This window comes from Pseudomonas fluorescens, assembly GCF_902497875.1.
In the GTDB taxonomy this organism is placed as follows: Bacteria; Pseudomonadota; Gammaproteobacteria; order Pseudomonadales; family Pseudomonadaceae; genus Aquipseudomonas; species Aquipseudomonas fluorescens_BR.
On sequence record NZ_CABVHY010000045.1, the window covers coordinates 1 to 23878 of the forward strand.

A 23878-nucleotide genomic window follows, 5' to 3' on the forward strand; every position below is an offset into this window, starting at 1 on the left:
GACGAGCCGCGCCACCGCCGCGCGGCGGTGTGCCGGCGCCTGCAGTAGCGCCCTGCGCCGGAGCGCCTGGACGGCGACCACGGCCCTGAGGTGCCTTTTGCTGCGGAACGTAATCGACGCGATTACCGAAGTTATCAACGTCGTCGTCGAGAAACTCGTCTGGCGCACGATCGGAGGCTGCGCGTGGAGCCGGCTGACGCTGTTCGCGAGCCGGAGTGCCTTCACGTGGCTTCTGCTCGCGAGCAGGACGGTCGGAGCGAGCTGCGGCCGCCGGCTTCTCTTTGCCGCCCTTGTCCTTGCCCTTGTCTTTACGACCGCCGCCACCACCGCTGCCGTTCGGACCGTCACCACGTGGACCGCGCGGAGTATTGCGCGGGTTACGCACATCTGGACGCTCACGGACTTCAGGTTTCTCGGCTTCTACGGCACTGGAGTCAAAACCCATCAGGTCGCCATCGGCGATTTTCTGCTTGGTCATGCGCTCGATGCTTTTCAGCAGTTTTTCTTCATCCGGAGCCACCAGCGAGATCGCCTCGCCCGAACGACCGGCGCGGCCAGTACGGCCGATCCGGTGCACATAGTCTTCGTCGACGTTCGGCAGCTCGAAGTTGACCACGTGTGGCAACTGGTCGATATCCAGGCCGCGGGCGGCGATATCGGTGGCAACCAGGATCCGCACTTCGCCGGCCTTGAAGTCGGCCAGGGCTTTGGTTCGGGCGTTCTGGCTCTTGTTACCGTGGATGGCAACGGCGGTGAGGCCGTGCTTGTCCAGATACTCGGCCAGGCGGTTGGCGCCGTGCTTGGTGCGGGTGAAAACCAGGACCTGTTCCCAGGCGCCGGCAGTAATCAGGTGAGCCAGCAATGAACGCTTGTGGCTGGCCGCCAGGCGGAACACTCGTTGCTCGATACGCTCGACCGTGGTGTTCGGTGGCGTGACTTCGATGCGTTCCGGGTTGTGCAACAACTTCCCGGCCAAAGCGGTGATGTCGTTGGAGAAGGTCGCGGAGAACAGCAGGTTCTGACGCTTGGCCGGCAAACGGGCCAGGACCTTTTTCACGTCATGGACGAAGCCCATGTCGAGCATCCGGTCGGCTTCGTCCAGCACGAGAATTTCCACGTGGGACAGGTCGACGCTGCCTTGGCCGGCGAGGTCGAGCAAGCGGCCAGGGCAGGCCACCAGCACGTCAACGCCGCGGGACATGGCCTGAACCTGTGGGTTCATGCCGACGCCACCGAAGATGCAGGCGCTGACGAACTTCAAGTCGCGGGCATAGACCTTGAAGCTTTCATGGACCTGGGCCGCGAGTTCGCGAGTCGGGGTCAGGACCAGTACGCGCGGTTGGCGCGGGCCGTGACGCTGGGATTTGTCCGGGTGACCGTTGGGGAACAACCGCTCCAGAATCGGAAGGGCGAAGCCGCCGGTTTTACCAGTACCTGTCTGTGCCGCGACCATCAAGTCGCGACCTTGCAACACGGCGGGAATGGCCCGCTGTTGCACCGGAGTAGGCTCGGTATAGCCCGCTGCCTCGATGGCGCGGACTAAAGCCTCGGAGAGACCGAGGGAAGCAAAGGACATGAGTAATCCTGTTTTAGTTAGGGCTTGGCCCAAAGGGATAGTCTTGCCTGGCGCGAATGGCGTTTAAGAGGACGCAATCCCGTCCGGTCCTGCTGGGCTTTGAAGGCTCATCTGAAAGCGCTCGCGCGGGCCTGGGGCTGCGCTGTAGCGGTGTCGAGATGCCTTTTACAAGACCGAGCGTCCGGGCGTGAGCCTGGCGGGAAGGCCGGAGTATAACAGAGCAATCACTGCGCGCTGCTTTCCTGCTGCTCAACGGTTTTTTTAGGGTTGGTTGAAGGTGTCGCTTGCTGGGCCGCGATGGTCTCGTTGCCGGCATACTGGGCGCTGAGCGCGGCGTAGCCCGGTTCCCGCTTGAAGCGCTTGAGTTCGGCGCCGAAACGTTGCACCAGCAAATCCATCCCGGCATTGCGCCGCAGTGCCAGAAACTGGCTATTGCTGCTGATCACTGTCGGGTTTTCGCTGATCTGGTCGCGTAGTTTCAGTTCATTGAGCAAATACTGGCCAACCCGGCGATCAGTAATCAACAGGTCGATTCGCCCGCGCACCAGTTTGCCGAAGTTGGCTTCATGGCTGGGGGCGGGCTCGCGCTGGAACAACGGCGATTCGCTGAAGTCCTGGCTGTACAGATAACCTGGCGAGGTTCCGACGGTCAGCCCGCGCAAGTCCTCAAGGGTGCGAAAGAGGTGAGGTCGCTCATTGGCGTAGAACAACACGAAATCCACCTGCGACAGGGGTTCGCTGGGATAAAGCAGTGTGCTGTCGCGCTCGTTGCTGTGGAATATATCCAGGACGCCGTCGGCCTGGCCTTGTTCGAGCATGGCCAGACAACGCTTCCAGGGCAGAAACTGCCACTCCACTTCGATCCCCAGGCGCTGGAAGACAATCGCTGTGGTTTCGTAATCCAGACCCCGAGCCTGGCCATTCTCCTCATACACATAAGGTGCCCAGGGTTCGGTGACAATGCGCAGCTTCTCGCCCCGGGCTGCAACGCTCAGGCAAGAAAAAAGAAGGACGGTCAGAAGCTGGGCGATAAGAGGCATGGCTTGAGATTACGACGAGAAACCGTAAAGAGCCAGAAACTGGATCCGGGAGCTCTGGTTCGGGCGCTAAAAGCAAAGGATCGCAGCCTTCGGCAGCTCCTACAGAGGAACATGAACCACCGCGTAGGAGCTGCCGCAGGCTGCGATCTTTTGATCTTGCTTGTAGCTTTCAGCTTGAAGCTTGTTGCTGCTTCAACGTGGCAGCTTCAGGTTGTTCCACACTGCCAGGCTAGGTTCGGCCTGATTCAGGGTGTAGAAGTGCAACCCGGGTGCGCCGCCTTGCAGCAAACGTTCGCACATTTGCGTGATGACCTGCTCGCCGAATGCTTGAATGCTCTGGGTGTCATCGCCGTAGGCTTCCAGCTGCTTGCGGATCCAGCGTGGGATTTCCGCGCCGCAGGCATCGGAGAACCGCGCCAGTTTGCTGTAGTTGGTGATCGGCATGATGCCGGGCACGATCGGGATGCTCACGCCCATCGCCCGTACACGCTCGACGAAATAGAAGTAGCTGTCGGCGTTGAAGAAGTACTGGGTGATCGCACTGTCGGCGCCAGCGTTGGCCTTGCGCACGAAGTTGATTAGATCCTCTTCGAAATTACGCGCTTGCGGGTGCATTTCCGGGTAAGCGGCGACTTCGATGTGGAAGTGGTTGCCGGTCTCTTCACGAATGAAGCTCACCAGGTCATTGGCGTGGCGCATTTCACCGCTGGCCATGCCCATGCCCGAAGGCAGGTCACCGCGCAGGGCGACGATGCGGGTGATGCCCGCATCCTTGTACTGACTCAACAGGCTGCGCAGATCGCCTTTGCTGTCGCCAACGCAGGACATATGCGGCGCCGCAGGAATCTTTACTTCGTTCTCCAGCTGCAACACGGTATTCATCGTGCGATCACGGGTGGAGCCGCCCGCGCCATAGGTGCAGGAGAAGAAATCGGGGTTGTAACTGGCCAGCTGACGGGCAGTGGCGAGGAGCTTTTCATGCCCAGCATCGGTCTTGGTCGGGAAGAACTCGAAGCTGTAGCGACGGTCTTGGGACATGGTCGTATCCTTGGAAACTCGAAAACCGGACGCTTTGCCCCCACGTAGGAGCTGCCGAAGGCTGCGATCTTTTGATCTTTAAAAAATCGCAGCCTTTGCAGCTCCTACGCGCGGGATCGCGTATGGATCAGTAACGGTAAGCGTGCGGCTTGAACGGGCCTTCGACGGTTACGCCGATGTAGTCAGCCTGTTGCTTGGTCAATTGAGTGACCACGCCGCCGAAACCGCGGACCATTTCCAGGGCCACTTCTTCGTCGAGTTTCTTCGGCAGTACTTCAACCGTCAGGCGCTCGGCTTTCTGGGCGGGCGACAGGTCGGCGTACTTCTGGCCGAACAGGAAGATCTGCGCCAGTACCTGGTTGGCGAACGAGCCGTCCATGATCCGGCTTGGGTGGCCAGTGGCGTTGCCCAGGTTAACCAGACGGCCTTCGGCCAGCAGGATCAGGTAGTCGTCGTTTTGTGGGTCGAAATCGCCCGCGCCAGTACGGTGAACTTTGTGAACCTGTGGCTTCACTTCTTCCCATGCCCAGTTCTTGCGCATGAAAGCAGTGTCGATTTCATTGTCAAAGTGGCCGATGTTGCAGACAACCGCGCGCTTCTTCAGGGCTTTGAGCATGTTCGAGTCGCAAACATTGACGTTGCCGGTGGTGGTCACGATCAAGTCGATCTTGCCCAGCAGTGCTTTGTCGATGCTCGCTTCGGTGCCGTCGTTGATCCCGTCGATGAACGGCGAAACCAGTTCGAAGCCGTCCATGCAGGCCTGCATGGCGCAGATCGGGTCAACTTCGGAGACTTTAACAATCATGCCTTCCTGACGCAGGGACTGCGAAGAGCCCTTGCCCACGTCGCCGTAGCCGATGACCAGCGCTTGTTTGCCGGACAACAGGTGGTCGGTGCCGCGCTTGATCGCATCGTTCAGACTGTGACGGCAGCCGTACTTGTTGTCGTTCTTGCTCTTGGTGACCGAGTCGTTGACGTTGATGGCCGGGATTTTCAGCTCGCCCTTGGCCAGCATGTCCAGCAGGCGGTGAACGCCGGTAGTGGTCTCTTCGGTAACGCCGTGGACTTTGTCCAGGATCGCCGGGTATTTCTTGTGCAGCAGTTCGGTCAGGTCGCCGCCGTCGTCGAGGACCATGTTGGCGTCCCAAGGCTGGCCATCTTTGAGGATGGTCTGCTCCAGGCACCACTCGTACTCTTGTTCAGTCTCGCCTTTCCAGGCGAAAACCGCGATACCGGCAGCAGCGATAGCGGCAGCGGCCTGGTCCTGAGTCGAGAAAATGTTGCAGGACGACCAGCGCACTTCGGCACCCAGGGCAACCAGGGTTTCGATCAGCACGGCAGTCTGAATGGTCATGTGGATGCAGCCGAGAATTTTCGCGCCCTTGAGCGGTTGCTCGCCAGCGTACTTGCGACGCAGACCCATCAGGGCCGGCATTTCCGATTCGGCGATGATGGTTTCGCGACGACCCCAGGCAGCCAGGGACATGTCGGCGACTTTGAAGTCGTTAAAATCTGCAGGCGTGATTACAGCGCTCATGAAGAGCCTCCATTCGTAGAGATGCGAATGGGCGCCGTTGTGCGTTTAAGGTCTGACCGGATCATCCTGGTCGGACAACGCCCCATCCGAGCCTGACAGGTCGAGCCTGCTGCAGCGCCCCTCGGACAGGTGGCGGGAAAACGGTATCAAGTGAACGTTACCGTTTTGAAACGGTGGCGATTATAGCTGTGTGCGCGGGACTTCCCAAGGGTTTCTGTCGACCGATGTCCGAACGGTAATCGAGGCCATAGGCGTTGCTTAATAGAGCTAATGGATGAGGTCTGCCATTATCAGTCCCATCAATCGGCAAGACGGTCAGGAGTGAGCATGAATTTCCACACCCGCAAATGGGTAAAACCCGAAGACCTCAACCCCAATGGCACGCTGTTCGGCGGCAGTCTGTTGCGCTGGATCGACGAAGAAGCGGCGATCTACGCCATCGTCCAGCTGGGTAACCAGCGCGTGGTCACCAAGTACATTTCCGAAATCAACTTCGTCAGCGCCTCGCGTCAGGGCGACATCATCGAACTGGGCATCACCGCCACCGAATTCGGTCGAACCTCGATCACCCTGACCTGCGAAGTGCGCAACAAGATCACCCGCAAAAGTATCCTCACGGTCGAAAGAATGGTCTTCGTCAATCTGGGAGAAGACGGTTTGCCCGCCGCCCATGGACGGACCGAGATCCAATATGTGAAGGACCAGTTCAAGGATGACGGGATCGACGGGTAATCGCGGTCCCTCGCCACAAAGGTTCTCTATGCATGCGAGAACTGAACAGCCCTGACCTGCGCGTGTCGTACTTACATGACACGCCCATCGTTCAGGAGCTCCATGGACACGCAAAAAGAAGGCAAGACCCCCGACCTCTCCGCCAAGGAGCAGCACGAGGTCGACAAGAGCCAGCCACCGCGCGCGGCGGTGCTGCATGAAATCATCCGCACCCAGGGCAATAAGGAACTGGAACGCAGCGTCGCGGCGTTGTGGTGGTCGGCGCTGGCCGCCGGCTTGACCATGGGCCTGTCGTTGATGGCCATGGGGCTGCTCAACTCGCGCCTGCCGGACGGCGAAGGCTTCAAGGTGATCGCCAGCTTCGGTTACTGCGCAGGCTTTCTCGCGGTGATCCTCGCCCGCCAGCAACTGTTTACCGAAAACACCCTGACCGCCGTCCTGCCGATCATGAGCAAGCCGACGCTGGGCAACTTCGGCCGATTGCTTCGTTTATGGGGCGTGGTGCTGTTCGGCAACCTCGTCGGCACCTTGCTGGTGGCCTACGTCATGCTGCATTTGCCGATATTCGACCGCAAGACCGATCTGGCCTTCCTCGACATCGGCCGCAAGATCATGGAAAACCACCCCAGCCAGATGTTCGCCAAAGGCATCGTTTCCGGCTGGATGATCGCCACCATGGTCTGGATGATCCCGTCCATGGAAAGCGCCAAGATGTGGATCATCATCCTCATCACCTACCTCATGGCCTTGGGGGATTTCACCCATATCGTCGCCGGTACGGTCGAGGTGTCCTATCTGGTATTCGCCGGCGAGTTGCCGTGGAAGGACTTCTGGCTGATCTTCGCCGGCCCGACGCTGGCCGGGAATATCATCGGAGGCAGCTTTATCTTTGCCTTGATCAGCCATGCGCAGGTTCGTAGTGAGAGTGGTGGTGCGCCGAAGGAGTAGGTTCCGGTAGGACTGTTGTGGTTTAGTTGTAAGCGACTGAAAACAGGGATTTTTTAGTTGGAGTGGATCGCGTCAGGAATGGGGCTGCTGTATGGTGCGAATGTGTCCCATTCAAAAAAGAAGGATCTTTATGCAGTTGCCTGGTTTCTTTCCTGCGCGCTTGATAAGCAGCTTGCTGGTGTTTCTTTTGGCGCTGAATACAGCGCACGCCAAGGATGACGGCACCGATCTGTCGGTCACAATCGAGAAAGAGATTCAAACCAATGTCATCAATGCCGATGGCAGCTTCCTCTTGACCCACGACTCGGTAATGCTCCTCAACGAAGAGCGTGCCATCAAGGCGCAAGCGCAACGCTCATTGAGCTACAACCGCACGCTGGAAACCCTGGACGTGGTCGAGGCCTACACCCAGAAGCCGGATGGCCGGAAGGTGTTGGTCAAGGCTGACCAGATCAAGGAGCAGCAAGAGCGCCAGTCTTCAAATGCGCCAATGTTTCAGGACACGCTGGTCAAGGTCGTGATATTTCCAGAGGTCGCCGTTGGCGACCGGTTGGTCCTTCAATATAAAAAACACCGCACAATCGCATTGTTCCCCGAACACTTCGAGGACCTTTCCTTTCCGGCGTTTCATCCTACCCAGCAGTTCACCCTTGTTTACGACCTGCCGGAAAGCATGCCGTTGTATGCCGATGCCAAGGGCTTCGCGGCGACCAGCCCGACCGCTGCGCCAGGACGCAAAATCTATCGGTGGGACTATGTTTCAGGGAACAATGCCCGTATTGAGCAAGGCGCGGTTTCTTACCTGGACTATGGCCGGTATCTGGCGGTTTCGACCTTCGCCAACTTCAATGCTTTTGCACAGGCCTACGATGCCCGGGCCCAGAGCAAGGTAACGCCCGAGGTCATCGAGCTGGCAACCACCCTCACCGCCCATCTTGACAGTCCGCGGGCCAAGGCGATTGCGCTGAGTGATTGGGTGCGCAAGAACATTCGTTATGTCGCCGTCTACATTGGTGCCGGCGGCGTCGTTCCTCATTCCGTCGAGACCATTCTGGCCAATCGTTATGGGGACTGTAAGGATCACGTCGCCTTGTTGGAGGCGCTGTTGGCGGCGGTGGCGATCGAGAGTTCGCCCGCCTTGATCAATGCCGGGAATGCCTATGTTCTACCCAAGGTTCCAACCCTTGGCTTACTCGATCACGTCATCACCTATATTCCAAGCCTCGACCTGTACCTGGACTCAACCGCAGCAGAAATCGCGGGCGGTTATTTGCCGATTCCTGAACTTGATAAGCCGGTGGTCCTCACCAAGTCCGGCGAGCTGGGGCGCACACCGTTTACGCAGGAAGGCAAAGTCGAAAACACAACGGTCTTCAAGGTTGGGTCGACGGGTGCAGCAGACTTCACGCACGCGTCCAACGTAGAAGGATGGGCTGCGGAATTTAATCGATACGTCCTCAAATCCATGAAGCCGACAGACCGGGACTTGATAGTCCAGCAAATGCTCACAGCTTATGGCCAGACGGGCAGCGGCAAGCTGGAGACCGGAGCGCTGGAAGGTAACGCAAACGACTTTGAGATAAAAATGGCAGGCCGTACCGAAAACCTGGTCAATCTGCCGGGCCCCATTGGCGTTCCAACGCTGAGCAGCTTCGCCGGCGGCATCGCGCAGAACGTGTTTGGTTTCGCCATGGAAAATGAGCGATTGCAGGCTTTCACCTGTATCTCCGGCGTGACTGAAGAGCAGGCGCGATTCGAGTTCCCCGCGGACGTCGGCATTCTCGCCACCCCTAGGCCGGTCACATTGCGTCATGCCAGCTTCGATTACACCTCGACCTATGTGAAAGAAGCCAATGCCGTCGTCGTGCATCGTCGCTTTACCTTTAATCACCCGAGTGCTTTGTGCAGTCCTGAGGATTTCATAGCGATGAAACCGGCGATCGATGCGATGGTTAATGATTTGAAAAGTCAGATTATTGTTCAGGCGCTTTAGTTTGATAGGGCGGACTGCGGATCCGGTGTTGAGTAAACCTTTTTTGTACGCGCAAGCGATCTACTGGGGGAGCGGGCTTGCTCCAATGCCGGTCAGTTAACGGAAATCCATCGACTGGTGATTAATTGTGGCGAGGGAGCTTGCTCCCGCTGGGGCGCGCAGCGGCCCTAAAACCTGCGAGCCGTTTCTGCCAGGCACACCGCATGCGCAGGATTTACGACCGCTTCGCGGCCGAGCGGGAGCAAGCTCCCTCGCCACAGGTGCGATGTTCGTCTCAAAGTCCTTAACTGACCGGCATTGGGGCTTGCCCGCGAAAGCGGCTTAGGCCGCGATGCGGGCCAGAGCCTCAGCCGCAGACATTGACCGCAGCAGTCTCACGACGCTGCAGATAGATGAAGAACAGCGCTGTGCCCACGGTCAGGCCGCCGACCAGCGCGCCGGTCCATGGCAGGTCGGCGAGGTCGGCGCCGCTGGCGACTACCAGGCCACCGATCCAGGCACCCGCGGCATTGCCGAGGTTGAACGCGCTCTGGTTCAGGGTCGAGCCAAGGTTCGGTGCTTCATGGGCCTGGTCGATGATCAGCAGTTGCAGGATCGGGCACAGGGCGAAGGCGAACACTCCCCACAGCAGCAGGGTGATTGCCGCCGGAATCACCGAGTGGCTGGTCTGGCTGAACGCGGCCAGAACGATCACCACCGCCAATGCCATGCCGACCAATGATGGCAGCAAACGACTGTCCGCCAGGCGTCCGCCGAGCATGCTTCCGGCGGTCAGGCCGACGCCGAACAACAGCAACATGATGGTCACGCCGTGAGGGCTGACGCCGGTGATGTCCTGCAGGATCGGCGCGATGTAGGTGAAGACGCTGAACAGGCTGGTGGACGCCAGCACGCTCATGCCCAGCGCCAACAACACATTGACCTTGCCGAGTACTTTGAACTCGCTGGCCAGGTTGGCTTTGTCCATGGCGATGTGCTTCGGCAACCAGACCCACTGGGCAATGGCCGCAATCACACCGATCACCGACACCGCCCAGAAGGTCGAGCGCCAGCCGGCGTATTGGCCCAAAGCCGTACCCAGCGGTACGCCGAGCACGTTGGCCAGGGTCAGGCCGGTGAACATCATGGCAATCGCCTGCGCCCGTTTGTTCGGTGCCACCAGCCCGGCCGCAACCACCGAGCCGATACCGAAGAACGCGCCATGACACAGCGCGGTGATTACCCGCGCGGCCATCAAGGTGGCGTAGTTGGGAGCCAGGGCACACAGAATATTGCCGAGGATGAACATCAAGGTCATGCCCAGCAGGGTGGCCTTGCGCGGCATATTGGCGGTGCCAATCGCCAGGATGGGGGCGCCGAACACCACGCCCAGGGCGTAGCCGGTGATCAACAGGCCGGCGTCGGGAATGCTCACGCCAAGGTCTCTGGCGACGTCGGGAAGCAAACCCATGATGACGAATTCAGTGGTGCCGATGCCGAAAGCGGCAACAGCCAGTGCAAGCAAAGCGAGTGGCATGCGCAAGGTCTCTGTCTGTAGTCTTGACGCTCTGATCAGGCATACGCATGCCGGCTACCTTCTCCATGGGAGTGGGCAGCAGCAGAAATTATTGGAATTGGTATGTGCGCAACTGAGTGCGGCGTGGTCGGTTGCAGTATAAACAGCTGCCGACATATGGCGAATCAATTCTCTCAATCCGGACAAGGAGTATGCCGTGCTTGCGACGGCTCTGGTGTTGGTGGCGGCGCTGTTACACGCGGCCTGGAATACCCTGATCAAATTCAGCGGCGAGCGGTTGCTGGTCGTGGCTTGCATGGACAGCGTGGCGATGCTGTTCGTGGCGCTGATGTTGCCTTTCGTATCGCTGCCTCCGGTTGAGATCTGGCCGTGGATCCTGGCCTCGGCGGCGTTTGAGTTGCTCTATCGCTATCTGCTGATCCAGGCCTATCGGGTTGGCGATCTGGGGTTGGTGTATCCGCTGATGCGCGGGCTGTCACCGTTAGTGGTGCTGGCCTTGACCCTGATTTTTGCCGGTGAGGTGCTGAGTACCCAGCAGATCCTCGGCATTCTGCTGATCCCGTTCGGCATGCTCTGCCTGCTCTGGCAAGGGGGCGGCGGCGAGCGCCTGCCGTGGTCGATGCTGCCGGTGGTGGCGTTGATCGGCCTGTGCATCGGCTGCTACACCTTCATCGATGGCCAAGCCTTGCGGCGCTGGTCGCACCCTCTGGATTACCTGGTGTGGGTGACGTTGTTCAGCGCCTGGCCGTTTCCCTTGCTGGCGCTGGTGCGCAAGCGTCCGGCTTTCCTGTTGTTCTGGCGCGAGCAATGGCGCCTGGGGCTGAGCGTCGGATTCTGTGTGCTGTTCAGCTACGCTTTGGTGCTATGGGCCATGCAGCTGGGCTCGATTGCCGAAGCAGCGGCGCTGCGTGAGATCAGCGTGATTCTGGTGGTGCTGTTCGGGATGCGCTACTTGAAAGAACCTTTCGGCCGGCCGCGGCTCTTAGCCTGTGGGCTGGTGCTGATCGGCATGCTGGTCATGAAGTTTTAAGCCGGACCTTAATAGAACTCCAAAAAGGAATCTGCAATGACCGTCGCGTTCTGGTGTGTGTTGATCGCTATTTTTCTTCCGTACCTGTGCACAAGTGTCGCCAAGTTCAGTGGCGGTAGGTTCGGGCTACGGGAGAACCATGATCCACGGGCTTTTCTCGACAATCTTGAAGGCTTCGCCAAGCGCGCTCACTCTGCGCAGCTGAACAGCTTCGAAGTGACCCCGGCGTTTGCCGCGGCGGTGATCATTTCGTACATCAGCGAAAATGCCGAGCTGGTGACCATCGACGTATTGGCGGTGCTTTTTATCACCAGCCGCTTGCTCTACATCATTTGTTATCTGGCGGACTGGGCAGTCTTGCGTTCGCTGGTGTGGTTTGTGGGTATGGCACTGATTGCGAGTTTCTTTTTTGTGTCGATTTGAGCAACGGCCGCGCGGCTTTCGTAGCAGCTGGCGCAGCCTGCGTTCGGCCGCGAAGCGGTCGCAAATACCATCCTGCGATTTTCCAGGTGGATTGAGTCGCCTGGATTTACGACTGCTTCGCGGCCGAACGCAGCCTTCGGCAGCTGCTATGGGGCAGAGGGTGCATCCGGCACTTTGGGCAATACCGCGCCTTTGGGCCACAGCATCCAGATCTGCCCCTGCTGTTTCATGTCTCCGGCCAATTGCCCCGCCGCATCGCCGGTGCCCCAGAACAGGTCGGCACGGACTTCGCCGGCGATAGCGCCGCCAGTGTCCTGTGCCGCCACCGGACGTACCAGCCCGGTACCGTCGGGGCGGGTGGTCGAGAGCCATAACAGGCTGCCCAGTGGAATTACCTTGCGGTCCACTGCGACGCTGTAACCTGCGGTCAGCGGTACGTTCAGCGAGCCGCGCGGCCCTTCATTGCTGTCGGGGTTGCGATTGAAGAACACATAGCTGGGATTGCTGCCGAGCAACTCGGGTATCCGTGTCGGGTTCGCCTTGGCCCAGGCGCTGATGGTACCCATGGTCACTTGTTCTTTTTGCAGCTCGCCCTGATCGACCAGCCAGCGACCGATTGGCCGATACGGGTGGCCGTTCTGATCGGCATAACCGATGCGCAACTGACGGCCGTCGTCCAGCCGAATGCGCCCCGAACCCTGGATCTGCAAAAATTGCAGGTTCATCGGATCGGTGAGCCAGGCAATGACCGGTGCCTTGACGCCTTTGGCATCAATCGCTGCGGCGTCGTCATAGGGTTTGAGTACCCGGCCTTCGAGCCGGCCGCGCAGGCGCTTGCCTTTGAGCTCTGGGTAAATGCTGTCGAGCGAGACGATGATCATGTCTTCGGGCACGCCATAGACGGGCACTGTGGCTTGCGCCGTCTGGGTCAGGCTGCCCGGATACACCGGTTCGTAATAGCCGGTGATCAGACCGTTACCGCTACCATTGGCAGAGCGCAGGCCATAAACATCCAGATGTTCCCTGAGGAAACCACGGACATCGCCAGCCGTCTGCGGCACATTGGCCGCCGCTGCGCAGGTGGTGGCCCAGATCGGGTCGGCCTTGAGTCGAGTACAGGCGCTGCGCCAGGAGCCGAAACCGGCCAACAAGTCTTCATCGGAAACGGCGGGCAGGGCTTCCCAGGTCGCACTGACGTAGGTCGCAATGGCATGTGTTTCCGGCTTGGTGCTGTCGCCACCGTTGCAACCGGCGAGCAGGGCGACCATCGGTAGGGTCCAGGCCAGGTTGCGACGCCATGCCTTGAAATGACTGTTCATTCGGTATTTCCTTTGCCGGTTGTCCAAGCGCTCAGGGCGCTCAAACAACCCGTATTGTTAATAGGGCTATTGGTCTTTGCGGATGACGCGAGGATACTGGGCGCCGTTTCCCGTGACCTGAAGCCCCCATGACTTTTAAAAGACTTTCAGTTGTATTGCTGGCCTGCCTGACATTGTCCGCCTGCGGTGGTGTCGACCCGAATTCTCCGCTGGGTCAGCGCAAGGCGATCTTCAAACAAATGCTCAAGACCAGCGAAGACCTGGGCGGCATGCTGCGCGAACGAATTCCCTTCGACGGAGCGCGTTTTGCCGAGGGCGCGGTGAAGCTGGATAGCTTGTCCCATGAACCGTGGAAGCATTTTCCTCAGGTCAGAGAAGAAGACCACACCAGCGCCAAGGACGATGTCTGGCAGCAGCAGGCACGCTTTCAAGAGTTGGCCCGCACCCTGGAAGCGGCCACCGGTGAATTGGTGATCGCCAGCCAGGTTCAGCCCTACAAGGCCAGTAACCTGGGCCCTGCGGTGCAGAAGGTCGAAGACGCCTGTAGTGCGTGCCATAAACAGTTTCGTGATCATTGATTTTGCAGCTCAATAGATAACCCAGTGGCGAGGGGGCTTGCTGTGGCGAGGGGGCTTGCCCCCGTTCGACTGCGTAGCAGTCGTGAAACCAGCCGCTGCGTTTATCCTGACACTGCAAAATAGTCGATTTTAGGACTGCTTCGCAGCCCAGCGGGGGCAAGCCCCCTCGCCACACCTGGCACCGCACTTACTTTTCCAGCTCATCCAGCGCTTCCTGCAATTCTTTGCGGGACTTGGCGAGTTTGTCTTTGAGTTTGTTGATTTTCTCGGAGTCGTCCTTTTTCATGGCCTTCTCAAGGTCACTCTGACGACGGCTGACTTCGTGCTTGGCATCCAGCACCTTGTTTTCCCGTTCTTTCTTCAAGGACGCTTCGGTGCAGTTGGCCGTAACTTCGCTCAGGGCTTTTTCCAGGCCCGCTTGCTGTTCACTATTGCCATGGGCCCTGGCTTGCTCGATCTGGGTGCTGATAGCCTGACGTTTAGCCGCGCAGCCGGTCAGTTCAGGGGTTTCTTCAACGGCCAACAGAGGGGTGGCCAGCAGGCTGCAAACAGTAAGCAGGGCGAGCGGTGACAAAAAATTCATGAAAGCTCCGTGAAAAAGATCGCTATCAGGTCAGTGTACAGATCGCTATTGGAGTTCATCTGTACCCTTGGGTTCAAAGCTGGCGGGCATCCTGGCTCTGGAAACCATCGATCCCCGCAGCGCGTAGTTCTTCACTCAGGGCCAGTACCTGCGGGTCGCGAAAAAATGCGCTCAATTGCGCTGCGCGTCCCGGGCCGATCCCGGTTTCGGTCTGCCATTGTGCGGTACTTCTTGCTGCCAGCATCTGCCATGGGCCGGTAAGGTCAACGTCGGCGGTCGGTGGCATGCCCAGCGCTTTGAGCCAGCTTTCGAAGGGTCGCTGCCTGGCACTTTGCAAACTGCTCAACAAGCGGGCACTGCTGCGCTCGCCGAAGCCGTCAATGTTAGCAAGCTCTTGCGCATCGAGGGTCAACCAATCGAGCAGGTTGTTGATGCGCCCGGCGCTGATCAGTTTTTCCCAGGTGCCGGGGCCGATATGCGGCAGCGCCAGTCCCTGCTTGCCACTGAGCCAGGTCAAGCGTGCCAGGAACTGGCTCTCACATCCTGGGGTAGGCTGCCAGCAGCTCAGTTGATGAAAATCCTTTGCCCGTGGCGCAACCACCTCCGGGCGTTTGGCGCCGCGTAAAACGACGCTGTCGAGGCGAGGAATAGTCAGGCCTGCCAGGCTGATTGCGACTTGATCACCGGGTCGGATATCCAGGGTCTGCCAACGTTGCAGTGAACCGACACTGACGTGTTTGACCTGCCGGTCATCGAGGGTCAATGGTTTGAGTTCCAGTACGGGGGTAATTCGCCCGGTGCGGCCAATGTTGAATTGCACTCCACGCACTTCTGCCAGTGCCTGGGCGAAGGGGTATTTCCAGGCGACGATCCAATAAGGCGCTTTTACCTGCCAGCGCTGCGCGGGGGGGCGCTGACTCTGACGCAATACCAGGCCGTCGCTGGCGAACGGCAAGGGCGAGTTATACCAGTGGTCGCGCCATCGTTCGGCGTCGGCGAAGTGGCTGATCGGTTGGCTGTATTGCGCGCTCTGGGTAAAACCCAACGCCTTCAAGCCGGCCAGCCGTTCGGGCAAGGTAGCCGGGCCTTGCGGCCAATCCCAGACAAACAGCCCGATACCGCCGGCGTCGACGGCACTGAGCTCCTTGCGCGCCATCAACCTGGCGACACTGCTGCGAGCGCTGAGGCTACCGGCGGTGGCCTGAATGTGGTCGGTGAGGCGCCAATAGAGTTCGCCTTGAAGCAGCAGGTCCACAGGTTGCGGCAGTTGCGCAGGGATGGCGCCAATCTTGCGCGCCGAGGCGGTCCAGTCTTGCCCGCGCACGCCATTGCCGCGACTGATTACCCGCTCCAGCTGGCCTTGATGATAGATCAGCGTGACGGCCACACCATCGACCTTCGGTTGAGCCCAGACGTCGGTGCGGTCCTTGAGCCAGGCCTCTACGGCACGGCCATCGGCGAGCTTTTCCAGGCCTGTCTGAGGAATGGGATGGGCAATCGGTCCTCCCACCGTGCGCAGAGGATTGGCGGATTGCCCGTTGATTGTCGGAAAGCACTCACGCCATTGACTGAACAGGGCGCGAGATTGATCGTAAAGTTCGTCGGCAACCAGCGAGCGACCTTGGCGGTGATAGCTGTCGTCCCAGCGATTGAGCTGTTGTCGAAGTTGAGTGATTTCCGCCTTTGCCTGGCTGAACGACCAGTCCGGGCAGGTGTTCGCGTTGGCGTTCAGGAAATAGAGGGTTAGCCATAAACCGACTAACAGACGTGCAGAGGTGAGCATCGTATGCATCCTTGCTCGGTTGGGATGCGTAAGGCTATATCAGCTGAAACGATGGAATCAGACAGGTATTTTGCCGGGTGTGTCGGCTGGCAGATGTTGAAACGGGTTGAAATAGTTGCCGTCTGTCAGACCGTCTTCGCCGACAAGCCCGCTCCCACAGGAGGGGCCGGCGTGCATGAAAAAGCCCCGCAGGGCGTGAGCCGTGCGGGGCTTGGGGTGCAGCCGAAGAACGCTTACAGACCGGCAGCAGCGCGCAAGGCGTCGACGCGGTCGGTTTTTTCCCAGGTGAACGTGGTGAAGGTGTCGTCGCCGACGGTCTTCACTTCTGGCGTACGACCGAAGTGGCCGTAGGCTGCGGTTTCCTGGTACATCGGGTGCAGCAGGTCGAGCATGGTGGTGATCGCGTATGGACGCAGATCGAAGCACTCGCGGACCAGGTTGATGATCTTGTCATCGCTGATTTTGCCGGTGCCGAAGGTGTTCAACGAGATCGAAGTCGGTTGAGCGACGCCGATGGCGTAGGACACCTGGATCTCGCAACGCTCGGCCAGGCCGGCAGCGACGATGTTTTTCGCCACGTAACGACCGGCGTAGGCCGCGGAACGGTCAACCTTCGATGGATCCTTGCCGGAGAACGCGCCGCCGCCGTGACGGGCCATGCCGCCGTAGGTGTCGACGATGATCTTGCGACCGGTCAGACCGCAGTCGCCCACCGGGCCACCGATGATGAAGTTGCCGGTCGGGTTGATGTGGAACTGAGTGTCCTTGTGCAGCAGTTCGGCAGGCAGCACGTGCTTGACGATCAGCTCCATCACGCCTTCGCGCAGGTCTTTGTAAGACACTTCCGGGTTGTGCTGGGTCGACAGAACAACGGCGTCGATGCCCACTACCTTGCCGTTTTCATAGCGGCAGGTGACTTGGGATTTGGCATCCGGACGCAACCACGGCAGCAGGCCGGATTTGCGGGCTTGGGCCTGGCGCTGCACCAACTGGTGAGAGAAGGTGATCGGCGCCGGCATCAGCACTTCGGTTTCGTTGCTGGCGTAGCCGAACATCAGGCCCTGGTCGCCGGCACCCTGGTCTTCCGGCTTGCTGCGGTCAACGCCTTGGGCGATGTCTATCGACTGCTTGCCGATGATGTTCATCACCGCACAGGTGGCGCCATCGAAGCCGACGTCGGAGCTGTCGTAACCGATGTCGATGATGACTTTACGGACGATGTCTTCGAGGTCAACCCAGGCCGAAGTGGTGACTTCGCCTGCAATGATCGCTACGCCGGTTTTCACCAGAGTCTCGCACGCCACACGGGCGAACTTGTCTTCAGCAATGATGGCGTCCAGCACCGCATCAGAAATCTGGTCGGCGATTTTGTCCGGATGCCCTTCAGACACGGACTCGGAGGTGAAGAGGGAGTATTCGCTCATCTCGATGTTTTCCTACAATTTACCGATGGTGAGTGTCGCCAGCCGGTCGCTGAAAGTGGCGGACCTGGATCTGGAAACCATTACGTAAGCCCACATAGAGGCTTTCCCCGGGAACGAGTCCCGCAGCGGTGGCCCAACGGGCCAAATCGTCCTGTTCAAAACCCAACCAAAGATCACCGCAGGCCTCCTTGGCCCAACTTTGATTGTGGCTACACAACTCTGTCACTAACAGGCTACCGCCTGGTTGCAGCAATTTGGCCATGTGCTTGAGCGCATCGGCCGGTGCCGCGAAATGGTGCAGCACCATGTTCAGTACTACGCAATCGGCCTGCAGGCTCACGCCATTCAATGCATCGGCCAGTTGCAGGCTGACGTTAGCCAGTGCTTCACGCTCACAGACTTGACGCGCCAGTTCGAGCATCGCCGGGCTGTTGTCCAGCGCCGTGACCTGGCTGAAACGACGTGCCAGCTCCGGCAGAAAACCACCGTCGCCAGGGCCGACTTCAATGGCGGTAGCCGCGTCGCTGAAACTCAGCTTGTCGAGCAGTGCCACCACGCTTTCGCGGTACTGCGCCAGGCCAGCGATCAAGTCCTGCTGGGCGCGAAATTTTTCCGCAACCCGGGAGAAGAAGTCCTGACTGGCTGCGGCCCGTTGCCCGTGGACCTGACCAATGCGCGACTGCACATCGGCCGGCAGGGTCAGGTTATCCACTTCATCGAGCAGGGCCGCGTGCAGTTTGCCACCCAGCAATTCGCTATGGGGCAGGGCGCGGCGGTAGAAAATCGCGTTGCCTTCGCGCCGGCTCGCCACCAGGTCGGCCTGGGCCAGGACCTTTAAATGGTGACTCATGCCGGACTGACCAATGGCGAAGATCTGCGCCAGTTCCAGCACGCCGAACGAATCGTTGGCCAGCACCCGTAACACATTCAGCCGCAACGGATCGCCGCCGGCTTTGCACAAGGCAGCCAGCTCATCACAGTCGTCATGGCGAATGGAGGGCACGCGTAGGTTCATAGGGCTGGCAGTCTAGTGAGGGGCCTGAATCCTCGCAAGAGCAATATCAAAAAGTTTTGATATTGCTCGATAGATGGCACTTCTGGAGCCCTGGCTCACTCTACAAACGAACAGCAGAATGGTTTCACCAAAAGATTAGGTCTTTATCCACAGGAAAAAGTCGCTTCAGTGACTATCTGTCATTGCCCCAAGGCATGCCGCTGGGGGAAAATGCTCGCCTTTTTTCCGTTTCGTTTTACTTAATCCTCAGGAGATCAGCGATGCCCAGCCGTCGTGAGCGTGCCAACGCCATTCGTGCCCTCAGCATGGATGCCGTGCAAAAAGCCAACAGCGGCCATCCAGGTGCCCCTATGGGTATGGCGGATATCGCCGAAGTACTTTGGCGTGACTACCTCAAGCACAACCCGAGCAATCCATCGTTCGCCGACCGTGACCGGTTCATCATGTCCAACGGTCACGGCTCGATGTTGATCTACTCGCTGCTGCACCTGACCGGCTACGACCTGTCGATCGATGACCTGAAAAACTTCCGTCAACTGCACAGCCGCACTCCGGGTCACCCGGAATACGGTTACACCCCGGGTGTCGAGACCACTACCGGCCCGCTGGGTCAGGGGCTGGCCAACGCCGTCGGTTTCGCCCTGGCGGAAAAAGTCCTGGCGGCGCAGTTCAACCGTCCTGGCCACAACGTTGTCGACCACCACACCTATGTGTTCCTGGGTGACGGCTGCATGATGGAAGGCATTTCCCACGAAGTCAGTTCCCTGGCCGGTACGCTGGGCCTGGGCAAGCTGATCGCCTTCTACGATGACAACGGCATCTCCATCGACGGTGAAGTCGAAGGCTGGTTCACCGACGACACCCCTAAGCGTTTCGAAGCCTATAACTGGCAAGTAATCCGCAATGTCGACGGCCACGACCCGGAAGAGATCAAGATCGCGATCGACACTGCGCGCAAAAGCGCGCAACCGACGCTGATCTGCTGCAAAACCACCATCGGTTTTGGTTCGCCGAACAAGCAAGGCAAGGAAGACTGCCACGGCGCCCCACTGGGTGACGCGGAAATCGCTCTGACCCGTACTGCGCTGAAGTGGAACCACGGCCCGTTCGAAATCCCGGCCGACATCTACGCGCAATGGGATGCCAAGGAAGCCGGTCGGGCTGCCGAAGCCGAGTGGGACCAGCGTTTCGCTGCTTACTCCGCTGAATTCCCGCAGTTGGCCAATGAGCTGATCCGTCGCCTGAGCGGTGAATTGCCGGAAGATTTCTCCGAGAAGGCCGCGGCCTACATCGCTGAAGTGGCGGCCAAAGGCGAATCCATCGCCAGCCGTAAAGCCAGCCAGAATGCATTGAATGCCTATGGCCCGCTGCTGCCGGAACTGCTGGGTGGCTCCGCGGACCTGGCCGGTTCCAACCTGACCCTGTGGAAAGGCTGCAAAGGTGTCAACGCTGAAGACGCCAGCGGCAACTACATGTACTACGGCGTTCGCGAGTTCGGCATGAGCGCGATCATGAACGGCGTAACATTGCACGGCGGTCTGCTGCCTTACGGCGCGACCTTCCTGATGTTCATGGAATACGCTCGCAACGCAGTGCGCATGTCGGCACTGATGAAGAAGCGCGTGATCTACGTCTACACCCACGACTCCATCGGTCTGGGCGAAGACGGCCCGACTCACCAGCCGATCGAGCAGCTGTCCAGCCTGCGCTGCACACCGAACCTCGACACCTGGCGTCCAGCCGATGCGGTTGAATCGGCGGTGGCCTGGAAATTCGCGCTGGAGCGTGACGATGGTCCGTCAGCGCTGATCTTCTCCCGTCAGAACTTGCAGCACCAAACCCGCGATGCGGTGCAGATCGAGTGCATCAACCGTGGTGGTTACGTGCTCAAGGACTGCGCAGGCGAGCCTGAGCTGATCCTGATCGCTACCGGTTCCGAAGTCGGCCTGGCGGTTCAAGCCTTCGACAAACTGACAGAGCAAGGCCGCAAGGTGCGCGTGGTTTCCATGCCATGCACCAGTGTCTTCGATGCTCAGGATGCCGGCTACAAGCAAGCGGTTCTGCCATTGCAGGTCAGCGCGCGGATCGCCATCGAAGCCGCTCACGCCGACTACTGGTACAAGTACGTGGGCCTGGAAGGTCGCGTCATCGGCATGACCACCTACGGCGAGTCGGCGCCTGCGCCTGCCTTGTTCGAAGAGTTCGGCTTCACCCTGGAAAACATCCTGGGTCAGGCTGAAGAGTTGCTGGAAGACTAAAAAGCACGAACGCGGTGGCCATTGGCTGCCGCGGTCCCCGCGTAGGAGCTGCCGATAGGCTGCGATCTTTTGATCTTCAGGTTGTTGGATTAAAAGCCAAGATCAAAAGATCGCAGCCTCGTTTCACTCGACAGCTCCTACAGGGGATTGTGTTGTTAACGAGAATTCGTCTACCGCGTCTATCGAGAACCCCATGCCTCAACCGCGTCCCTACAAAGTTGCACTCAACGGCTACGGCCGGATTGGTCGTTGCGTCTTGCGTGCTTTGTTTGAGCGAGGGACGGCGGCCGGGTTTGAAATTGTTGCGATCAACGATCTGGCCGACATGGCCAGCATCGAATACCTGACACGCTTCGACTCCACCCACGGGCGCTTTCCCGGAGAGGTGAAGATCGACGGTGATTGTCTGCATATTAATGGCGACTGCGTGAAGGTTCTGCGCAGTGCCACCCCTGAAGGCATCGACTGGGCAGCACTGGGTGTCGATCTGGTGCTCGAATGCTCGGGCGCTTACCACACCCGGGTCGACGGCCAGCGCTTCCTGGATGCCGGCGCGCCACGGGTGCTGTTCTCCCAACCGATGGCCAGCGAAGCGGATGTCGACGCCACCATTGTCTATGGCGTCAATCAGGATTGTCTGACCGGCGACGAGCTGCTGGTATCCAATGCCTCCTGCACCACCAATTGCGGTGTGCCGCTGTTGCGCCTGCTGGACCAGGCCATCGGCCTGGAGTACGTGTCGATCACCACCATTCACTCGGCGATGAACGATCAGCCGGTGATTGACGCCTATCATCATGAAGACTTGCGTCGCACCCGTTCGGCGTTTCAGTCGGTGATTCCGGTGTCCACTGGTCTGGCGCGCGGGATCGAACGGCTGTTGCCGGAACTTGCGGGGCGAATTCAGGCCAAAGCAGTGCGAGTGCCGACGGTTAACGTGTCCTGCCTGGATATTACTCTGCAGACCGCACGCGATACCGACGCCATCGAGGTCAACCGGATCCTGCGCGAGGCCGCCACCAGCGGCCCGCTCAAAGGGCTTTTGGCCTACACCGAGTTGCCTCACGCCAGTTGTGATTTCAACCATGACCCTCACTCGGCGATTGTCGACGCCAGTCAGACCCGCGTTTCCGGCCCACGGCTGGTGAACCTGCTGGCCTGGTTCGACAACGAATGGGGGTTTGCCAATCGAATGCTGGATGTTGCAGAGCACTATCTGCACACCGCTAATCCACTATTTGCTTCTCAAAAGCAGTAACTCAGGAAATGCGACCCATGACCGTGTTGAAGATGACCGACCTCGATCTGCAAGGTAAACGCGTACTGATCCGTGAAGACCTCAACGTCCCAGTCAAGGACGGTGTTGTCACCAGCGATGCGCGAATCCTGGCTTCGCTGCCGACCATCAAGCTGGCCCTGGAAAAAGGCGCGGCCGTGATGGTCTGCTCACACCTGGGCCGTCCGACCGAAGGCGAGTTCTCGGCCGAGAACAGCCTCAAGCCGGTTGCCGATTACCTGAGCAAGGCCCTGGGTCGCGAAGTACCGTTGGTCTCCGATTACCTGGGTGGCGTCGACGTCAAGGCCGGCGACATCGTGTTGTTCGAAAACGTGCGCTTCAACAAAGGCGAGAAAAAGAACGCCGACGAACTGGCCAAACAATACGCTGCCCTGTGCGACGTCTTCGTGATGGACGCCTTCGGCACCGCTCACCGCGCCGAAGGCTCAACCCACGGCGTGGCCAAGTTCGCCAAGGTCGCGGCCGCTGGGCCGTTGCTGGCTGCCGAACTGGACGCACTGGGCAAAGCCCTCGGCGCCCCGGCCCAACCTATGGCCGCCATCGTTGCCGGCTCCAAGGTGTCGACCAAGCTCGACGTGCTCAACAGCCTGAGCCAGATCTGCAACCAGCTGATCGTTGGCGGCGGCATTGCCAACACCTTCCTCGCTGCGGCCGGTCACCCGGTCGGCAAGTCGCTGTACGAGCCGGACCTGCTGGACACCGCCCGCGCCATCGCCGCTAAAGTCAGCGTGCCATTGCCGGTCGACGTGGTGGTTGCCAAGGAATTTGCCGAAAGCGCTGTGGCCACCGTCAAGCTGATCGCTGATGTCGCCGACGACGACATGATTCTGGACATCGGCCCGCAAACCGCGGCGAACTTCGCTGAGCTGCTGAAATCGTCGAAGACCATTCTGTGGAACGGCCCGGTCGGCGTATTTGAATTCGATCAGTTCGGTAACGGCACCAAAGTTCTGGCCCAGGCTATCGCTCAAAGCTCGGCGTTCTCCATTGCCGGCGGTGGCGACACACTGGCGGCCATCGATAAATATGGCGTTGCCGGGCAAATCTCCTACATTTCTACCGGTGGTGGCGCGTTCCTCGAGTTCGTCGAGGGCAAAGTGCTGCCAGCCGTGGAAGTGCTGGAAAGCCGCGCGAAAGCCTAAGGGTTTATCTGGCCTGAAAAAGGAACATTCAAATGGTCAAGACATTAGCGCTGTTGCTCTTCGCGGGTTTGCTGGCAGGCTGCGGGAGTACCCCGCAGACCAAGCCTGAGCCTGCCGCGGGCGAGCCGGAAGGTGGCTGCTATCAGGCCGAGTGGCAGGCTGAAACCGCCCCGGTGATCAACAAGCGCTCGGGGCCGGAAGGTCTGGAAAAATACGAGACTCCTGCGAAGGCCAAGGAACATGGCTGTCCTTGATGGGTCAGACTCAATAACGCGCGGTGCTTGCGGCTGTCAGCCGCAAGCCGGGGAACGCCGATGAAAGGCTTTATCGCCGTGACGGCGCTGGTATTGCTCGCAGGTTGCGCCAACCTGAACCTGTTTGAGTCGCCGCCCCAGGACAGCTGGACGACCTGGAGTTGCGACAGCCAGGCTCAAGTAGTCTGGCGCTACGCCGACAGCAACCGTACGCAAGTCGACTTACGCTTGGGCGGGGCCGATCAGGTCTACCGCCTGAATCTTGAGCCAAGCGGCTCGGGCTCGCTGTACAGCAATGACATGCTGGCGTTTCACATAAAAGGTGAGGAAGGCCTGGTTTACTGGGTCGCCACCAATGATTTGATCGGTCGCGGTTGTAAAGCGCTGTAAAT

Annotated in this window: 21 protein-coding genes and 1 riboswitch; of the genes, 11 read left to right on the forward strand and 10 right to left on the reverse strand. The window is 59.4% G+C overall.

The genetic code is table 11. The features are described from left to right. From F8N85_RS30550 to F8N85_RS30565, 4 genes are all read right to left on the reverse strand, one after another. Positions 1 to 1576 (reverse strand): DEAD/DEAH box helicase (locus F8N85_RS30550; RefSeq protein ID WP_150807168.1); only part of this gene is annotated, 1576 nt, incomplete at its 3' end. Positions 1577 to 1800: 224 nt separating this feature from the next. Beyond that, positions 1801 to 2616 carry a substrate-binding periplasmic protein gene (locus tag F8N85_RS30555; protein ID WP_150807169.1) on the reverse strand — a complete coding sequence of 272 codons (816 nt, stop codon included), beginning with the start codon at positions 2614 to 2616 and terminating at the stop codon, positions 1801 to 1803. 192 nt (positions 2617 to 2808) lie between these two features. Beyond that, a complete protein-coding gene (metF, locus tag F8N85_RS30560; protein WP_150807170.1) occupies positions 2809 to 3654 on the reverse strand; it encodes a methylenetetrahydrofolate reductase [NAD(P)H] in 846 nt (281 codons plus the stop codon). 127 nt (positions 3655 to 3781) lie between these two features. Further along, a complete protein-coding gene (locus tag F8N85_RS30565) occupies positions 3782 to 5191 on the reverse strand; it encodes an adenosylhomocysteinase (protein ID WP_150807171.1) in 1410 nt (469 codons plus the stop codon). 22 nt (positions 5192 to 5213) lie between these two features. Further along, positions 5214 to 5320, reverse strand: a riboswitch (S-adenosyl-L-homocysteine riboswitch). A 198-nt stretch (positions 5321 to 5518) separates the two neighbouring features. Between F8N85_RS30565 and F8N85_RS30570 the strand changes: the two genes are divergently transcribed. From F8N85_RS30570 to F8N85_RS30580, 3 genes are all read left to right on the forward strand, one after another. Next, on the forward strand, positions 5519 to 5923 hold the full coding sequence (locus F8N85_RS30570; RefSeq protein ID WP_150807172.1) for an acyl-CoA thioesterase: 405 nt from the start codon (positions 5519 to 5521) through the stop codon (positions 5921 to 5923). Between the two features lie 102 nt (positions 5924 to 6025). Further along, positions 6026 to 6871 (forward strand): formate/nitrite transporter family protein, encoded by an 846-nt coding sequence (locus F8N85_RS30575; protein ID WP_150807173.1) that lies wholly within the window; start codon positions 6026 to 6028, stop codon positions 6869 to 6871. 130 nt (positions 6872 to 7001) lie between these two features. After that, positions 7002 to 8864, forward strand: a complete 1863-nt coding sequence (locus F8N85_RS30580; protein ID WP_150807174.1) for a DUF3857 domain-containing transglutaminase family protein — start codon at positions 7002 to 7004, stop codon at positions 8862 to 8864. A 346-nt stretch (positions 8865 to 9210) separates the two neighbouring features. On the opposite strand, the gene F8N85_RS30585 is transcribed toward F8N85_RS30580, so the two are convergent. Next, positions 9211 to 10380 carry an MFS transporter gene (locus F8N85_RS30585; RefSeq protein WP_150807175.1) on the reverse strand — a complete coding sequence of 390 codons (1170 nt, stop codon included), beginning with the start codon at positions 10378 to 10380 and terminating at the stop codon, positions 9211 to 9213. Between the two features lie 196 nt (positions 10381 to 10576). Between F8N85_RS30585 and F8N85_RS30590 the strand changes: the two genes are divergently transcribed. After that, positions 10577 to 11410 carry an EamA family transporter gene (locus tag F8N85_RS30590; RefSeq protein WP_150807176.1) on the forward strand — a complete coding sequence of 278 codons (834 nt, stop codon included), beginning with the start codon at positions 10577 to 10579 and terminating at the stop codon, positions 11408 to 11410. Positions 11411 to 11446: 36 nt separating this feature from the next. Then, a complete protein-coding gene (locus F8N85_RS30595) occupies positions 11447 to 11833 on the forward strand; it encodes an MAPEG family protein (RefSeq protein ID WP_150807177.1) in 387 nt (128 codons plus the stop codon). A gap of 146 nt (positions 11834 to 11979) precedes the next feature. Here the strand turns inward: F8N85_RS30595 and F8N85_RS30600 are convergent, their stop codons facing one another. Then, positions 11980 to 13152: a murein transglycosylase A gene (locus F8N85_RS30600; RefSeq protein WP_150807178.1), complete on the reverse strand. Its 1173-nt coding sequence runs from the start codon at positions 13150 to 13152 to the stop codon at positions 11980 to 11982. Between the two features lie 128 nt (positions 13153 to 13280). On the opposite strand from F8N85_RS30600, the gene F8N85_RS30605 reads away from it, so the two are divergent. Next, a complete protein-coding gene (locus F8N85_RS30605) occupies positions 13281 to 13730 on the forward strand; it encodes a c-type cytochrome (protein WP_150807179.1) in 450 nt (149 codons plus the stop codon). 187 nt (positions 13731 to 13917) lie between these two features. Here the strand turns inward: F8N85_RS30605 and F8N85_RS30610 are convergent, their stop codons facing one another. The 4 genes from F8N85_RS30610 to F8N85_RS30625 form a co-directional block, all read right to left on the reverse strand. Further along, positions 13918 to 14313, reverse strand: a complete 396-nt coding sequence (locus F8N85_RS30610; RefSeq protein WP_150807180.1) for a DUF1090 domain-containing protein — start codon at positions 14311 to 14313, stop codon at positions 13918 to 13920. 73 nt (positions 14314 to 14386) lie between these two features. Continuing rightward, the gene (ligB, locus tag F8N85_RS30615; protein ID WP_150807181.1) at positions 14387 to 16096 is read right to left on the reverse strand and encodes an NAD-dependent DNA ligase LigB; all 1710 of its coding nucleotides are present in this window, start codon (positions 16094 to 16096) and stop codon (positions 14387 to 14389) included. A 233-nt stretch (positions 16097 to 16329) separates the two neighbouring features. Continuing rightward, positions 16330 to 17520: a methionine adenosyltransferase gene (gene metK / locus F8N85_RS30620; protein ID WP_150807182.1), complete on the reverse strand. Its 1191-nt coding sequence runs from the start codon at positions 17518 to 17520 to the stop codon at positions 16330 to 16332. A gap of 19 nt (positions 17521 to 17539) precedes the next feature. Further along, on the reverse strand, positions 17540 to 18535 hold the full coding sequence (locus F8N85_RS30625) for an ArsR/SmtB family transcription factor (protein WP_150807183.1): 996 nt from the start codon (positions 18533 to 18535) through the stop codon (positions 17540 to 17542). 260 nt (positions 18536 to 18795) lie between these two features. On the opposite strand from F8N85_RS30625, the gene tkt reads away from it, so the two are divergent. The 5 genes from tkt to F8N85_RS30650 all read left to right on the forward strand — a co-directional run bounded on the left by tkt (position 18796) and on the right by F8N85_RS30650 (position 23876). Beyond that, complete coding sequence (gene tkt / locus F8N85_RS30630; RefSeq protein WP_150807184.1) at positions 18796 to 20793, forward strand: transketolase; 1998 nt, start codon at positions 18796 to 18798, stop codon at positions 20791 to 20793. A gap of 193 nt (positions 20794 to 20986) precedes the next feature. Further along, positions 20987 to 22051: an erythrose-4-phosphate dehydrogenase gene (gene epd, locus F8N85_RS30635; protein ID WP_150807185.1), complete on the forward strand. Its 1065-nt coding sequence runs from the start codon at positions 20987 to 20989 to the stop codon at positions 22049 to 22051. Between the two features lie 17 nt (positions 22052 to 22068). Next, the gene (locus F8N85_RS30640; protein WP_150807186.1) at positions 22069 to 23232 is read left to right on the forward strand and encodes a phosphoglycerate kinase; all 1164 of its coding nucleotides are present in this window, start codon (positions 22069 to 22071) and stop codon (positions 23230 to 23232) included. Positions 23233 to 23264: 32 nt separating this feature from the next. Next, the gene (locus F8N85_RS30645; RefSeq protein WP_150807187.1) at positions 23265 to 23486 is read left to right on the forward strand and encodes a hypothetical protein; all 222 of its coding nucleotides are present in this window, start codon (positions 23265 to 23267) and stop codon (positions 23484 to 23486) included. 60 nt (positions 23487 to 23546) lie between these two features. Further along, positions 23547 to 23876 carry an MliC family protein gene (locus tag F8N85_RS30650; RefSeq protein WP_150807188.1) on the forward strand — a complete coding sequence of 110 codons (330 nt, stop codon included), beginning with the start codon at positions 23547 to 23549 and terminating at the stop codon, positions 23874 to 23876. Positions 23877 to 23878 lie beyond the last annotated feature (2 nt).